Here is a 17,050-nt window from a genome sequence, read left to right as displayed (position 1 = left end):
CCGCCTTCGGCTATCTACGGAGCTGTGGGTCTTTCTTCGTGGGCTTCTTGGCCTGCGTCTGCTTCTTCTTCTTGACCGCGGTGCCGGACCGGGGCTCGTCCACGTAGGTGCTGTCGGCGGCGTTCTCGCCGTCCCGGCCGGACATGTGGGCCGCCTGGTAGCACTTCTGCACGTACTCCTGGAACTCGCGGACCTCGTCCTCGTCCACGTCCATGTCGATGAGCTTCAGGATCACGGGGTGGTGCTGGATGACGGGCGCGGGCCCCTGGCCGCGCGTCCACGCGTCGAAGGCCGCGAAGAGGTCGGGGCTGGCGGCCTGGTACGCCTTGGCGTAGTTGTCCTTCCAGGTCATGACGTACTGGAGCGTGTGATCACTGCCGAGGTTGTTGACGAGGCGGCTCTTCCGGTCGCCCACCCCCGCCAGGAAGACGACCTTCTGGTCGGCGGGGGCGGTCAGGGTGATCTGGCGGTGGTCGTCGTGCTCGTGGAGCACGGTGCGGAAGGACGGTTCGGCGAGCACCTGCAGCATGTGCTCGTCGCACCGGTCCTCGGTGGCGGACTCCAGGGTCTCCATCGCAAGGCAGAAGCTGACACAGTCGAGCGCTCCCCGTTCGGCGGCGCCGTTGATGGCGCGCCACTTCTGCCGGTTCGCGGCGTTGCAGAGCTCGAACGTGACGTTCTTGAGGTACGCCCAGTAGGCGCCGCCGTCCTTCAGCGGCATGGGGGCCTTCGGCGCGGTGACGGCGCCGTGGTGGATGCAGTGCAGGGTCGTGTTGTAGTGCGCGATGGCCCTGGTCTCCCGGTACACCTCCTCCAGTCCGGGGAAGCCGACCCCGTCGACGACCACGATCCCCGCCGAGTCGCCGACCTCGCCGATGGTCTGGAGAAGGCTCACATCCGTCAGGGCGAGCTTGCCCTTCGAGAGCTGAAGGTGCTCGGCGATCAGGTCCTTCCAGCTGTCCGGCGCCACGGCGGACACGTCGGCGATCAGCGTCGTGTAGATCGGGCTCGCCCGGATCTTCTGGATCGCCTGGTACAGGTAGTCGCTGAGGATCTCGTTCGCGTCGATCGCCGCGGACGTCACCAGGGCGATGTCGGGCCGGTCGCCCAGGTTCTGGAGGGCCGCGGGCGGCTTGAGGAGAATCCAGTCGCCGTCGTCGCCGCTGCCGCTGTCCTCGTCCTCCTTGGACATGTGGGCGTCGCCGTCGGGTCCCTCCTCGGTCTCCTGGCCCGGCGGGGGCGGCAACTTCTTCGCCTCCACGGGCGTCTTGCGCTTGCGCTTCTTGAGCTCGACCGGCCGCTCCTCCTCCGACGAGTCGTCCGGCGGCTGGTCGCCCAGCAGGATTCCGACCATGCCGCCCGTCGGCTGGCCCGACTCCATCGTCGCGTAGTAGCCGGAAGTCCCCTGCCGGTTGAGGTTGCGGGACGAGCGGCGCACCGGACCGGTCGGGGGGTCGTCGGGGTCCGCGACGACCTCCTCCTGCTCCTGCTCGCGGGTGAGTCTGCGGCGCTTCGTGCGCGTGTTGCCGTCCTGCCGGCCTCCGGTGGGCGCTTTGCGCTTCTTGGGGGGACCTTGCCCTTCATCGGGTGCCTGGCTCATCGAACCGCCTTCTCACGGCGTTGAGTGCGACTACGGGACGTTATGTCCCGAGCCGCCGCGTGGTCAACGACCGGATTGGCGCGGTCCACTGATTGGAGGTCCCAAGGTCGGAAGTATCACCTTCCCGCCACATAGCTCCCATCCGCCCCGATCGGAAATCATGGGGGGCCGATTCGGGGGCCGATTCGGGATTACTGAGGGGATGTGCCTACGTGCACAGCGATGCCTGGCTACCCAGTTACGAACGGCTCTTCGGAGATCTGGACCTGCGCGCGGGCGACGAGGCGCGCTCGGTGTACTCGCCCGCCGCCTACCTCACCGACCTGCTCAACCTGCTGGACGACGCGTTCGACGACCCCGCGCTGCTGCGGCGCAGGCCCGACATCGCGGCGATCCCGCTGGACGCCGGCAACACGTTCCCGCCGGTGCCGTACCTGGACATCGTGGTGCGGATACTCGAAGGGCTCGTCGGGCCCCGGCCGTACGAGACGCTGGCGACGCTGCGGCACCCGGCCGGGCTGCCGTTCTCGCTGGAGGACGCGCGGGTCGCCACCTACCTGCGGCACCTCGGCCTCGACCCGGTCGAGCTCTACCGGGTCTTCACCGGCCGCCTCGACCCCGGCCGGGTCGCCCGCGAGCGGCTGCGGCTGACCTCCCTGGACGTCGAGGTCGTGACCACCCCGCGCGCCGACGACGCCGGCATCGCCGAGCTGTACGGCAGGCCACTCGCCGAGCTCACCGACGTCGAGGCGTTCCTGGCGGCGACCGCGCTGCACGGCGACGAGTTGAGCGTCGTGCTCTACGGCGACCCCGATCAGAACGACGCTCTGGAACGTTCCCCCGAGGATTTCTTCGTGCACGCGGGCGGTCCCGTCGTACGCGTCTCCGACGACGGGCTCACCCTGGTGCGCGCCGACGACTCCGCCGCGGCCGTCCCGGCGGAGTGGTTCGACCGGGTCAACCGGTTCGTCCGGCTGGCCAGGCGCACCGGGCTCGCCTTCCCCGACCTCGACCTCGTGCTCGCCGCCTGCGCGGACGGCACGCTCGACGGCCCCGCGCTGCGCCTGCTCGCCGCGGCCGTGGACCTGCGCGACGCGTACGGCGTGCCGTTCGACGTGGTCGCGACGCTCGCCATGCGCCGCGTGCCGCGCGAGGCCGCCGCGCTCGCCCCGCCGTCCGGCGACGTGCTCGGGCCGCAGAACCGCGAGTACCGGCTGCGGCTGTCCGTCGCGCTCGACATGGCCGAGGCCGACCTGGTCGCCGTGGTCCAGCACTTCCGCGACCACTACGACGGGCCCCTGGAGGAGAGCCCGTTCGACCGGGCGATCGGGTCGCCCGCGCTGTCGCTGCTCGCCCGGGTCGCCCGGCTCACCGCGGCGCTCGGCATGCCGGTGGAAGACCTGTTCGGCCTGATCGCGGCCGTCGAGGCGGACCCCGCGCTGGTCAGGTACTCGACGTTCGCCGCGCTGCCGGTGACCGAGGCGGGCCCCGGCGACTGCCACCAGACGCTCATGGGCGACGACCCGCAGGCCGCGCTGTGGCTCACGCAGACGCTGTGCGCGGTGAACGCCTGGCTGGCCGCGTCCGGCTTCGCCGTCGCCGAGCTCGGGCAGGTGCTCGGCGAGCCGGCCACGGCCGAGGACGCCGAGGAGGAGCTGGCGGTGCTCACCGGCATCGCCGACCGCTTCGCCGACGTCGCCTTCACGCCCGAGTCGCTGGTGTCCGACCGGTTCGACGAGCGGTCCGCGCAGGTCGTGCACGACGTGCTCGCCGCCTACGACGACGGGGTCGTCTCGCCGCGCGACTCGCGCCTGCTGCGAGCCGATCCGGCGCGGCTGGCCGACGCCGCGTACGCGGCCGTGTCGGACCTGCCGGTGCTGACCAAGGAGGACTTCCAGGGCATCGGGCTCGCGCCGCGGGTCGGGGCCAAGATCTTCGCCAACCTCGTGCTGTTCGGCCTGTTCGAGTCCGACGGCCGCCTCACGGTCGAGGACGTTCCGGAGGACCTGCTCCTCGCGGGCTTCTTCGACGACCTCGCGCCCGTCCTGTTCGACGCGCTCGCCCAGGCGGGGGACGCGTTCCACCCGTCCGACGTCGCCGCGCTGCTGCCCGACCTGGACGAGGTGGACCAGGAGGAGCTGTACGACAACCTCGTCTACAACGGCTACCTGGACGAGGACGGCCAGATCGCCGACCAGGAGTTCTTCGCCGACCCGGACAACGTGGAGCTGTTCTCCCCGTCCGCCGACATCGTGGACCTCACGCCCGCCGTGCTCGACGTCGTGGCGGCCAGGATCGAGGACGCCGACGCCGCCGCCATCGCGTTCGACCCCGGCGTGCTCGCGGATCTGCGGCTCCCCGAGGCGCAGGTCGCCGAGCTCACCGACCTGCTGCGCTTCAACGGCCTGCTCGACGCCGACGGCGCGTACACCGACCCGGTGGCGCTGCTGACGCTCGGGGCCGACGACCTGCCGGTGCCGCTGGAGCTCTACCCGGAGCGCCGCCTCATCCTCGACGCCCTGCGCGACCAGGTCGACGCGGCCCGCGGCGAGCTGCTCACCTTCGGCGCCGGCGACTTCCTGCACGTCGCCGACGACGCGCGGGCCAGGCGCGTGGTGGACCTGCTGGAAGGCTCGATCACCGAGGACGGCCGGGTCCGCGAGGACTCCCGCGACCTGTTCGGCGACGCCGAAGGCTACCTCGACCTCGGCGCGGGCTTCACCGAGGCCGACGGCGTCGTCGTGTACGAGCGTATCGGCGCGATCGTGCGCGCGCAGGCGCCGTACCAGCTGGACATGGCGGCGGTGGCCGACCTCGGGTTCGACGAGCAGGAGCGGAGCCAGCTGGTCACGCTGCTCGCCGACGCGGGCGACCTCGACCCGGCGCTCGGCGTGCCGCGCGACATGCTGCACTACTTCGCCACCGTCACCAACGCGCTGGACTTCACGCTCCCCGGCGCGGAGGACTACAGCAAGGACGTCTTCTTCCTGCTGCACGCGGTCGCCAAGCAGACGACCGACGCGATGACCGAGATCGCCAACCGGGTCGCGGCGCTCGCCGAGCGGCAGCACACGGCGGTGCTCGCGGTGCTCCAGGACGCGTTCGGTGTCCCCTCCGACGTCGTCGCGGCCATCTGCGACGCGATCACGCCGGACGCCCTCGACCTGCTCGTACCGCCCGCGCTCGCGGGCGACCTGACCGTCCTGCCCGGCGACCCGCACCTGCGCCGCACCTACCGGCGGATCAGGCGGTTCGCCAGGCTCGCCGCCAAGCTCGGCCTGGACGCCGCCGGGGTGCGCGTCGCGTTCCACGACCAGGACCTGGCGGGCAAGTTCCCCGAGCCGCTCGCGCTGCCGCCAGGCGTGGACGGCATCGACGCGCTGCTCACCGGCTGGGACGACAAGATCTACCTGTTCCGAGGGGCGAGCTACTGGGTCTACTCGGCCGCCACGTACGCGCTCGCCGACCCGCTGCCGAAGGCGCTGACCGACCTGTCGCCGCACTTCTCCGGGCTCGCCGGGATGGACGCCGGCTTCACGCTGCCGGACGGCGCCGAGTGGCTCGTCGGGCGCGGCGTGGACGGGCGGTCGCACGCGTTCGTCCGGTCGCGGGGCGGGCTGCGCTGGGGGCCGAAGGAGCAGGTGTGGGGCAAGGTGCGCACCACGTTCGACAACCCCAAGAAGATCGACGGCGCGTTCGTGGACGCCGACGGCCGCACCTACCTGTTCTGCGGCGACCAGTACGTGCGCTACTCCGGCTCCGACTTCTCCGTCGCCGACGAGGGCTACCCGCGCGCCGTCGCCGACTGGTGGACCCGCGAGGGCAACGACACCCCGCTGCCCGCGGGCTTCGAGCGGAACGTGGACGCCGCCTTCCACGGCCTCGACGGGCGCACCCACGTCTTCAGCGGCGATCGCTGGTTCGACGGCACCGTCGAACGACCGCTCGCCGACCGGTGGGGCCGCCCGCGCAACGCGTTCGAGGGGGCGGCCCGGCTGGACGCCGCGTACGCGGACGCCGAGGGCTACCTGCTGTTCAGCGGCGACCAGGTCGCCAGGATGACCGACAGCCCGGAGAACGACGGCGTCCGGGTCGCCGACGGCAACCCGGTGAGGATCGAGGACTGGCGGCCGGACGTGCCCGCCGGGTTCGAGTCCGGCCTCGACGCCGCGTTCCGTGACGCCACGGGCACGATCCACCTGTTCAAGGACGGCAGGACCGTCGCGCTCGGCCCGACGGGCTCCGGCGAGGTCACGCAGACCGCGTTGCGCTGGGGTGTGCTCGCCCCGGTCCTGCCGAGCGGCACGGTGGACGCCGCCTTCGCCGGCCGCGACGGCAGGACCTACCTGTTCAGCGGCGACCGGTACGTGCGCTACTCCTCGGCCGACTACTCCGTCGTCGACCTCGGCTACCCGCGCGGCATCGCGGGAGACTGGGGCGGCCTCGACCGGGTGGACGCGGCGTTCGTGCTGGACGGCGCGACGCACCTGTTCGGCCCGGTCGGCCAGATACTCGACCTGCCCGCCGCGTACGAGGCGGAGCTGGCGGACGGGCGGCTGTCGGTGGCGCTGCGCCGCCGCCTGCGCGAGCACGGCGTGACCGTGCCGGACGACGCGCCGGTCACCGGGACGTCGCCCGAGTGGCAGGTCGTCGCCGAGGGCCCGATCACGCTGACGATCCGCAGGGCGGGCGACCGGATCAAGGTCCTGGGCGACGACACCGTCTTCTACGTGCGCTACTCGACCAGGGACTACACCGTCCCCGACGCCGGGTACCCGCGCCCGCAGGCCGAGAACTGGTGGAACCTGCCGGTGAGGCTCGCCGCCGACCCGGCGTTCGCGACGATCGACGCGGTGTTCACCGGACGCGACGACCGGACATACCTGTTCTCCGGGTCGCGGTTCGTGGTGTTCGACGCGCGGCACCGCTGGTGGTCGGAGCCCGCGCAGCTGCGCGAGCAGTGGGACAGCATCCCGTTCGACCGGGTGGACGCGGCGTTCGTCGGCCGGGACGGCAAGACGTACGTCTTCAACGGCGACCAGTACGTCAGGTACTCCGGCACGGACTACACGCGGGTGGACGACCGGTTCCCGGCGCGGGTCGGGGCGTTCTGGGGCAACGTCGCCAACGCGATCGCGCGCACCGGCCGGGTGGACGCGACGCTCGTCCTCGACGTGGTGGAGACGGTGGACGGCGCGCCAGTGCCGCACACCTACACGTACCTGTTCTCCGGCGACCAGTACGTCCGCTACGCCGGCGGCGACTACTCGGTAGTCCAGAACGGCTACCCGCGTCCCCTGTCGGCGCTGCGCACCGAGCCGCGGATGGCGGCGCTGTCCATCGAGTTCGACGGGGTGGACGCGGCGTTCGCCGACCACCGCAACGTGTACCTGTTCCGCGGCGGCCAGTGGCACGTGGTGTCCGACACCGTGTACCGCGCATACCCCGGCCTCGACCTCGCGGCGGTGACCTGCGCGTTCGTGGAGAACGGCGCGGTGCTCGTGCAGCGGGACACGGGCTGGGCCAGGCGCGCGGCGCTGGAGGGCCCGGTCGTGGAGGAGACGGTCCGGCCGCTGACCCTGCGGCTGGTGCCGGAGGACTACCGGACCGGCCTGGACGCGGTGCTCACCGGCGCGGACGGCGCGACGTACCTGTTCAAGGGCGCGAACTGCTACAACACTCAGCTGGGCAAGGAGTACCCGGCGGCCGAGGAGTGGGGCCGCCCCCGTAACACGATTTATCAGGACAACGCGGTGGACGCGGCGTTTGTCGGTCGAGACGGGAAGACCTACCTGTTCCGCGGCGACCAGTTCGTCACCTACACCGACACCCTCGACACCCTCGACACCACCGACGGCGGGCCCCGCCCGATCGTCGGTCATTGGGGCGGCCTCACCAGCGTCACCCTCGCCTACGTGCGCGACGGCGTCACCTACCTCTTCGAGCACCCCGACGACGACGGCGTCATGCGGCACGTCGTCTACAGCGGCGAGTACGGCCCGTACGCCGACCCCGACCCCGGCTACCCGGCGCTCGCCGACGCCACGTTCTGGAAGGCGCCCGACGGGTTCCCCGTCCCGTCGGCCGTGCTCTTCGAGGGCGACACGATGATCCTGCTCAACGGCGAGCGGTGCGTGCAGCTCAGCGAGACCGGCCAGTGGTCCTACCCGCGGCCGATCGAGCGGGTGTGGCGCGGCTTCGGCCGCGACCTGCCGCCGGGCGACGTGCTGCGTGCCGCGTTCACCGCTCCGGACGGCGCGACGTACTTCTTCTTCACCGAGCACTACGCCCGGTACGCGAACCGCGTCTTCGACCCACCCGCACCGATCAGGCAGCGCTGGGGCAGGTCGGTCAACCCGTTCCTGCCCGACGACGGCAGCCGCGGCGTAGACGCGGCGATCGTCTTCGGCGACGACACGACCTACCTGTTCTCCGGCACGCGGTACGTCAGGTACACCGGCCCGGACTACCAGTACGCCGACCCGGGCTACCCCAAGCTCATCGCGGGCAACCTGCGCGCCGAGGCGGCGTTCGCCGCGCTGCCCGAGACGTTCGAGGACGCCGTGGCGGACCTGGGGAGCGGCCCGGTCGTGCGGGCGGCCGTCGCCAATGGGCGCACCGCCTACCTCGTCGTCGGCGGCGTGCTGCACGTCGCGTCGCGGGCCCCGGAGCAGACGTACGACCTGGCGCTGCTCGGCCGGGTGCGCAACGCGATACAGGACCGCCGGCGCGTGGACGCGGCGCTCGTCCGCGACGACCACACCTACCTGTTCTCCGGCGACCAGTACGTCCGTTACACCGGCTCCGCCTATGACCACCCCGACGAGGGCTACCCGCGCTCCATCGCCGCCGCGCTCGCCGGCGACCTGCGCGTCGGCGCGCTGCCCGAGGCGTTCGACGACGGCCTGGACGCCGCGTTCCGCGCCCCGAACGGGACGCTGTACCTGTTCAAGGGCACGCTCTTCCACGACGGCGCGACCGCGCGCGCGGTCAGCGACCAGTGGGGGAAGATCCGCAACGAGTTCACCGCCGCCCCGGTGATCGACGCCGCGTTCGTCTCCCCCGCAGGCGACCTGTACGCGTTCCGCGGCGACCAGTACGTGAAGTACCGGCCCGGCGCGCTCGACCTCGTCGAGGAGGGTTACCCGCGCACCATCAGGGACGACTGGGGCGCGCTCCCCGCCGAGTTCGAGGCCGGGATCTGTGGCGCGTTCGTCGTGGAGGGCCGCACCTACCTGGCCCGCTGCGACAGGTACGTCCGCTACTCCGGCGCGTACGACGACGTGGACCGCACGTTCCCGCAGCTGTTCCGGCACCGCTGGTCCGGCCTCGCCGACTACCGGCTGACCGACGTGCACACCATCACGGGCTTCGCCTCGCTCGCGCGCACCCACCCCGGCCTGGCCGAACTGCTCGACGCGGGCGGCCCCGACCCGTTCGCCGGGCTCGCCGCGCTGTTCGGCTGGCAGGCCGAGGAGGTCCGCTGGCTGCGCCGCAACGCCGGGCTGATCAGCGCGTTCCCCGCCGAGGAGGACCGCTTCGAGATCGAGTTCCTGCTCGCCCTGGTGGACGTGTTCCGGCTCGCGGGACGGGCGGGAGCCGGCCCGTCCGACCTGTACACGCAGGTCGTCGCCGGGTCCGCGCCCGCGGATGCGCTCGCGCTGCTGCTGGAGCGCCGGCACGCCCCGCAGGAGTGGGAGGCCCTGTCGGCGGTCGTCGAGGGCGAGCTGAAAGTCCTCAAGCGCGACGCGCTGCTGCCCGCCGCGCTGCGCCTCAACCCCGGCCTCGCCGACGTCCGCGCCCTGTACGAGCACGTGCTCGCCGACGTCGAAATGGGCCCGGAGGGCACGACCTCGCCCGTGCGCGAGGCCATCGCCGCCACGCAGCTCTACATCCACCGCTACCTTCTCGACCTGGAGGACCCCGGCGCCGCCGCGGCCGACGTCCGGGAGAAGATCAAGTCGTGGTGGGCGTGGCTGAAGAACTACCGGATCTGGGAGGCCAACAGGAAGGTCTTCCTGTACCCGGAGAACTACATCAGGCCCGAGCTGCGCGACACCAAGACCCCCGCGTTCCGCGAACTGGAGAACGACCTGCTCCAGGGCGAGATCACCGCCGACAGCGTGCAGCGCGCCTACAAGCGCTACCTCGACGAGTACACCGAGGTTTCCCGGCTCGCCATCGCCGGCGCGTACGTCTACTCCGCCGACGGCGACGACGAGGGCACCCGCCAGCTCGTGCTGTTCGGCCGCACCAGGACCGAGCCGCGCCGCCATTACTACCGCTCCGCCGAGTTCCGCGACGGCATGCGGCTGTCGGCCACCTGGGAGCCGTGGGTCAAGGTGGACATCCAGATCGACGCCGACCGGGTGGACCCGGTCCACGCGTTCGGCCGGGTATTCGTGTTCTGGAGCGTCGTCGAGACCGTCGCGCCGGACGCCACGGGCGCCACCACCATCGTCACCAAGCAGAGCGGCGACAAGCAGAGCGTCGCCGCGCCGCCGCCCAAGCACCGGGTGCGCGTGTACTACTCCTTCTACAACCTCAACAAGGAGTGGGTGCCCGCGCAGGAGCTGCCGCCCGGCGCGCTGGAGGACGGCCAGATCAGCGACGTCCACCTGTTCGTCCAGGCGTCCGCGACGCTGCCCGGCGGAGACCCCGGCGTGCACGACTCCATCGTGGTGTCGCGCACCTACACCGTCGCCCGGCCCACCGGCCCGGTCACCGTCACCGCGGCGCACGCGCTCACCCCCGAGCTGTACGCGGTGCCGGTCGACGCGCCCGCCGAGCCCGCCCGGCTCGTCGAGCTGTCGCGCATCTTCGACGAGCCCGGCGGCGCGCCCGTCGACCCGGCCGGCGTCGTGCGGTTCAACAGCCCGGCCGGGTCGCAGGACGGGCCGTGGTTCAGCGTGGACCACAAGGGCGGGAGCTTCCTGTGCCGCCCGATCACCGTGGACCCCGGCACCGACCCGGTGCTGACCGACCTGAAGGACAACGGCATCCGGCTGCCCGCCTGGGCCGAGATCGACGCGGCAGTCGAGCTGCCCGGCGGCACCCGCCTGTTCTTCACCGGGACCGCCGCCGGCAGCGGCGAGTTCCTGGAGGTCAAGACCAGGGGCAAGCTGCGGACAAGCAACGACGTGACCGCCAGGACGTGGGGCGTCGTCGGCAACTCGCTGACGATGACCGGGGCCGTGGACGGCGTCATCGTCCGCGGCGACCTGACGTACGTGTTCTCCGGGCCGCAGTACTACTGCTACCGGGGCACGCCGTTCGGGGCGCTGCAGCCCGGGTACCCCAAGCCGCTGCGCGACAACCCGGACGGATTCCCGCACTGGGACCAGGTGGACCTCGCGTTCAACTCGGGCACCGGGGCCGAGTGCTTCGCGCTGTCCGACGGCACGTACTACGAGTCGGCGCCGTCCGGGCTGCCCAGGAAGCTGCGCGACGGGTGGAACCGCACCCTGCCCGACGCGGTGTTCGTCCGCGACGGCCGCACCTTCGTCGTGACCGGCGGCCAGTACGTCCGCTACGGCGGCGACCGCAACGACAGGCCCGACAAGCCCGACCGCGTGGACCGCCAGGACCGGCCCGACCCCGGCTACCCCAAGGCGCTCACCGACAGCGGCGACGACCGCCTGCCCGCCTGGCGGCGCCTGGACGCCGCCTTCGCCTACGGCGACAGCTGGCACTACTTCGACAACGGCGCGGGCACGTACCTCGTGGACGGCCCCGGCGGCCGGAGCACGGGCCAGACCCGCGACCTCGGCGGCATCCCCACCAGGATCAACACGACCGGCCTGGTGGACGCCGTCTACCACGCCGACCGCAAGGTCTACCTGACCAGCGGCCTCGAATACATGCGGTACTCGCTCGTCGACGACGACACCGTCGCCAGGACCGCCGACCCCGGCTACCCCAGGGCGCTCCCCCAGCGCGTGCAGGGCGTGTTCGGGCGCGGCGACCGGCGCTACGTGTTCGGCGACGGCAAGTACGCCGTGCTCCCCGCCGGGAAGGAGCCCGGCGACCTCACCCCCGACGCCTTCCACGACATCGCGGGCAACTGGCACTCCCTGCCGACCGGCTTCACCGGCATGCTCGACGCCGACAGCCAGCTCTACCTGTTCGTCGGCCCCCAGTACGCGAGCTATCCCAAGGACACCGTCGTCCCCCGCCCGTACGAGTACGCCGGGCTGCCGCACGAGATCGTCCGGCTCACGTCGAGCAGCGCGTTCGAGCTGAACCGGCGGCTGCTCGTCGGCGGCGTGCCCGCGCTGCTCGCCCCGCAGGCGCAGGAGACCGACGAACTGCCCGCGTTCAGCAAGGCCACCTCAGGGCCGACCACGATCAAGGTGCGCCCGGAGGTCGCGGGCATGCCGGCCAGCACGCACCTGGACTTCTCCAGCGCCAACGGCCGCTACTACTGGGAGATCTTCTTCCACGCGCCGATGCTCATCGCGCAGGCGCTCGCCACCGCGCAGCGCTTCGAGGACGCCCGGCAGTGGTACGAGTACGTCTTCGACCCCACCGAGCAGGAGAGATACTGGCGGTTCCTGCCGTTCCTCGCGGTGGACGTGCGCGCCCTCGTCGCGGCCTGCCGCGCCGACCTCGACGCGCTCGCCGACCCCGGCATCTCCACGGCGCTGCGGCAGGTCCTGATCGGCGTCGAGGCCGTCGCCCCGGCGTTCGAGCAGGCCAGAACGCTCACCACGCAGGAAGGCGTGTTCCTCGACGGCCTCGCCGCCGACGTGCTCACCCCCGTGGACACCGCGCTCGGCCTGCTCACCGGCAACGCCACCGCGGTGGCGCTGCGCGAGAAGGTCGCCATGCTCGCCCGGCTGCGCGCCCAGTACAACCTCATGGGCGACCACGGCGCGCTGCTCAAGGCGTACCAGGACGACCCGTTCGACCCGCACACGATCGCCGAGCTGCGGCCGACGGCGTACCGGCGGGCCGTCGTCATGGCGTACGTGGACAACCTGCTCGACTGGGGCGACATGCTCTTCCGGCAGTACACGATGGAGAGCATCGACGAGGCCCGCATGCTGTACGTCCTCGCCTACGACCTGCTCGGCAGGCGTCCCGAGGGGGTCGGCCCGCGCGCCCTGTCGCCCACCCTCACCTACGACGACCTGCGGAGCGCCGAGTGGACCCCGGACGCCGCCGCGGAGCGGATCACCGCGGGCGGCCGGATGCTCGACGGCCTCGGCGCGATCCACACCAGCGTCGCGCACCCGTACTACTTCATCCCCGGCAACTCCGTGCTCGGCGACTACTGGACCAGGGTCGAGGACCGGCTCCGCAAGATCAGGGCGTCGCTCGACATCATGGGCGTCAGCCGGCCGCTGCCGCTGTTCGAGCCGCCCGCCGACGTCATGGCCCTGGTACGCGGCGCGGCCGCCGGGCTCAGCCCCGACCAGGTCGTCGCCGGGGCGAGCGCGCCGGTGCCGCACTACCGGTTCTCGTTCGTCATGCGCAAGGCCCAGGAGCTCGTGGACGAGCTGCGCCAGTTCGGAGGCGACCTGGTCAGCGTCCTGGAACGGCGCGACGGCGAACAGCTGAACCTGCTGCGCGCCCGGCAGGACACCGCGATCCAGATCATGATGCGCGAGATCAAGGAGGCGCAGGTCAGGGCGGCCGCCGAGAGCCTCGCGGAGGCGCAGGTCTCGCTCGACTACGCCAACAAGCGGGTCACGTACTATCAGGACCTGATCGCGGCCGGGCTGACCCCGCTGCAGCTGGCCCAGATCGCCGCCATGACCGGCGCGTCCATCGCCCACCTGTACGCCAGTGGGCTCAAGATCGGCGCGGCCATCGCGTTCGCGGCGCCGCAGGCGCTGGTCGGACCGTTCATCATGGGCACCGAGCTGGGCGGCGAACAGGTCGGGCAGGTGCTCGACAAGGGCGCCGAGGTCGCCTCGTCGATCGGCGAGGCGCTCAGCGTCACCGGCGAGCTGTTCGCCGTCCGCGTCGAACAGGAACGGCAGGAAGGCGACTGGAAGTTCCAGCTCATGGTCTCCCAGGGCGAGGTCGCCGAGATCCAGCACCAGGTGGCGTCCGCCGCCGCCCAGCTCGCCTCCGCCCAGCGCGACCTGGAGCTCACCAACCAGGAGATCGCCAACGCGCAGGCCGTCGCCGACTTCATGACCGGCAAGTTCAGCAACGTCGACCTGTACCAGTGGATGTCGGGACGGCTCGCCACGCTGTACTTCCAGTCGTACAACATGGCCTACGACATGGCCCGCGCGGCCGAACGGGCCTACCAGTACGAACGCGGCACCGACCAGACGTTCATCAGGCCCGCCTACTGGGAGAGCCGGCGCAACGGCCTGATGGCGGGCGAGGCGCTCGGCCAGGACCTGCAACGGCTCGCCACGGCGTACCTCGCGGGCGACATGCGCGGCCTGGAGATCACCCGGCGGGTGTCGCTGCTCGCGCTCGACCCGCTGGCGCTGCTGAAACTCAAGTCCGAAGGCCGCTGCGAGTTCGCGCTCACCGAGGCGATGTACGACCGCGACTTCCCCGGCCACTACCGCCGCCGCATCAAGACGGTGTCCGTCACGTTCGAGAACCCCGAGGAGATCATCGACGTCAACGCGACGCTCACGCAGCTCGGCCACCGCACGGTGCTCACCTCCGACCCCGCCGCGGTGCGCCACCTCATCGACGGCCGCGGCGCGGCCCCCGCCACGGTCCGCTCCGACTGGCGCGCCGGACAGCAGATCGCGCTGTCCGACGTCGAAGAGGGCCGCGACAACAACGGCCTGTTCGAGCTGCGCTTCGACGACGACAGATACCTGCCGTTCGAAGGCACCGGGGCGGTGTCCACGTGGCGGCTGGAGACGTCCGGCCTGCCGTCCGCCGACCTGTCCGACGTGACGATCGTCGTGAAATACGTCGCCGACCAGGGCGGCGCGGTATTCGCCAACGCAGTCAAGGGCATGCTCAAGCCGTACCAGGCCGCCCGCTACATCGACGTCGCCGAAGAGTTCCCCGACGAGTGGTCCGCGTTCACGGAAGGGGAGACCGACCGACTGACGCTGCCGCTCACCCCCGCGCTCTTCCCGCGGCTGACCGGACGCCAGCTCACCGGCGTCGCGGCGACGTACGTCACGAACAGCACCGATCCGGAGGATGTCGGTTCGGTCCGGTTGCTGCTGGGCGGCGACACGAGAACAGCCCTCACCGAGGGCTCCCTGGTCCGCGCGGCAGGCATGACCGCGGACGACATCACCTTCACCGCCGACGGCGATCCGTCCACACTCAGCACGGTCGGGCTCATCTTCACCTACCGCGCCATCTAACCCCTCCCGTGGTCGGCGGCCGTGCGGTCGCCGACCACGGGATCACCCGGCTGCTGGTCGCCACCCACCCGCACCGTGCTCGGGCCCGTCACCATCTCTGCTCCGAAGTCAGGACGTGCCGGGTCCGGTCCCCGATCAAGGCCGCTTCGAGGATCGCGGTCAGGCTGGCGGTGTCGGTCGGGCCTGGGTGGTTCTGGATCAAGCGGGTGACGCCACTGGCCATCTCCGCGAAGCGCGGGGGGTCGGCGCGTGCCACGCCGATGTCCGCCAAGGTGGTAGGGATGCCGATGTCGGCTAGGAGCCCGTCGAGCCAGCCCTGGCAAGGAACAGTCGGTCCAACGACGGTCCAAAAGGCGAAAGGCCGCACCGACGTCGTGGGCATCTTCCCCGGCCGGGGCGAGATCATCCGCCTCGTCGGCGCCGTGCTGGCCGAGCATACCGACGAGTGGACCGAAGCCCGCCGCTATATGGGCTTGGATGTGCTGGCCAAAGCCCGCCTACGCGTGATTCCAGGCGATCCCGTACCCGCGCGCATACGGCGCATCGACGGCGCTATTGCGGCTCTGCTGGAGTGATGCCTAGCGTCGCCAACAGGGGAGGCGCCTCAAGAGAACTGGAGCGACCTGTATGTTCCTGCCCGCCCCCGATAGCCGGCGCCACAACTTCCGCGGCGCCTGCACGTAGGTGCCCTTGCCGTGGACGCTGCGGCCCGCCATGGTGCGGGGTGCCTTCACCGCAGTCGTCGACAACGGCGGCGACTACCTTGACAGCGATCTGGCGGTAGAGGCCATCGCCGCGGCCGCAATCGTCGCTTCCCAACTGCCCGGCGGCACCGCGATCACCTCCTCCTACGCACCGGACTCCCTGCTCGGGGCGACAGCATCGAAGTACCAGACGACGTTCCAGCCTTGGCGGTCCGAGCGTTGGACCGGATCGTCGGCGACGATTCAGAATGGCGTAAAACGCTGGGAGGAAACCGGGGAGGACTGGCCAGCCCTCGCAGCCCTTCGGCAGATCCGCACAACCATCGACGCCGCCCTGGACAATCGGTAGCTTACGAGTGTGCGGACGGCGGCAGAAGCGGATGGGTCGTCCGCCATCGTCATCTGGTCGTGATGAATGGCACTGACCGCCGTAGACTCCGGGACTGTGGCGGAGATCGTGCTGCTCGGCGAGGTGACCTGTCCGTCGGGCGAGTTGGTGCTGATGGATGGCGGCTACCTCGGCCTATGGTCCGGCGACCGCACACCGGACGACGTGCGGCAGCCCGACGACGCGCCAACCGTCGACTTCGAGGTAGTCGGGCGTGATGCAGACGCCGCGGCACGGTCGTTCGACCGGCAATCTGGCCGCACCCTCTACGACATCCCGCAGCATGGCGTCGCAAAGTTCACCTCGCTCTTCGATGACCACTGCCGTGAGCTCGGCTACCAGGCGTCGCTGCGCCCCTTTCCACGGCAGGTCCCGCACCGCGACCGCGCCCGGCGAGCGATCGCCGGAAACGACCCGGACTTTCTGATCACCGGTGTGTCAGTCATCGCTATCGGAGGCTTGCCGACCAACCGTCCGCTGCCGGTCACCGCAACACCGCACAGCGACTGGGGCTGGACGCACATCCGCATCGTGGTCAGTGACGAACCAGTCGTGGGTACCTGCTCGCTGGGCAAGATCGGCGTCGACTACGCACGGTTTGTGTTCGCCGACGCGGACGCGTTGAACGCATGGATACACGACGACCCGATCGACGGCCTCGCGGACGTCGTGTTCTGGGGCAGGCACGAGTCCGACATCGCGGCTGAGTTCGGTGCCACCCGTACCGGCACGCCCGGCGAGGATCACTACGGCTGGCTCAACCTGCCGGTCCGCGACGCGTATGCGAAGGCAGTCGCGTTGAGCGATCGTCGGAAGACAGCATCGGACCGTAAGTTCGCCTTCGATTTCCGTCCACACTCACACCATTGGCGGGTGATGGCTGATGTTCGCGCGTCCGAGAATGAGGCCGCCTCGATAGACGTCGGCGGTGCCCGCATCATGTTCGCGATGACGTCCGTAGGCGACGGGTTCTTCCCTGTCCATGTCGAACTTGATGCGGCGAGTGCCCCGGCCGCCATCGAGATCACGATCCAAGGCGCCGAGGATTGACCGT

The 17,050-nt window shown here is 71.1% G+C and carries 4 protein-coding genes and 1 pseudogene; 4 read left to right on the top strand and 1 reads right to left on the bottom strand.

The window, feature by feature from the left end; genetic code table 11:
- Positions 1–10: 10 nt before the first annotated feature.
- A complete protein-coding gene (locus tag Mco01_RS31950; RefSeq protein WP_204060569.1) occupies positions 11–1,600 on the bottom strand; it encodes a hypothetical protein in 1,590 nt (529 codons plus the stop codon).
- 212 nt (positions 1,601–1,812) lie between these two features.
- Here Mco01_RS31950 and Mco01_RS31945 point away from each other — a divergent pair, with 212 nt between their 5' ends.
- The 4 genes and pseudogenes from Mco01_RS31945 (at position 1,813) to Mco01_RS31930 (ending at position 17,046) form a co-directional block, all read left to right on the top strand.
- Positions 1,813–14,904 (top strand): Tc toxin subunit A-related protein, encoded by a 13,092-nt coding sequence (locus Mco01_RS31945; RefSeq protein ID WP_204060568.1) that lies wholly within the window; start codon positions 1,813–1,815, stop codon positions 14,902–14,904.
- 359 nt (positions 14,905–15,263) lie between these two features.
- A pseudogene (locus tag Mco01_RS39365) lies at positions 15,264–15,479 on the top strand (transposase); the annotation flags it as partial.
- 115 nt (positions 15,480–15,594) lie between these two features.
- Complete coding sequence (locus Mco01_RS31935; RefSeq protein ID WP_204060566.1) at positions 15,595–15,957, top strand: DUF4259 domain-containing protein; 363 nt, start codon at positions 15,595–15,597, stop codon at positions 15,955–15,957.
- A 96-nt stretch (positions 15,958–16,053) separates the two neighbouring features.
- A complete protein-coding gene (locus Mco01_RS31930) occupies positions 16,054–17,046 on the top strand; it encodes a hypothetical protein (RefSeq protein WP_204060565.1) in 993 nt (330 codons plus the stop codon).
- Positions 17,047–17,050 lie beyond the last annotated feature (4 nt).

Source organism: Microbispora corallina (assembly GCF_016863035.1).
Lineage (GTDB): Bacteria > Actinomycetota > Actinomycetes > Streptosporangiales > Streptosporangiaceae > Microbispora > Microbispora corallina.
This window is presented reverse-complemented; position numbering and strand designations above follow the sequence as displayed.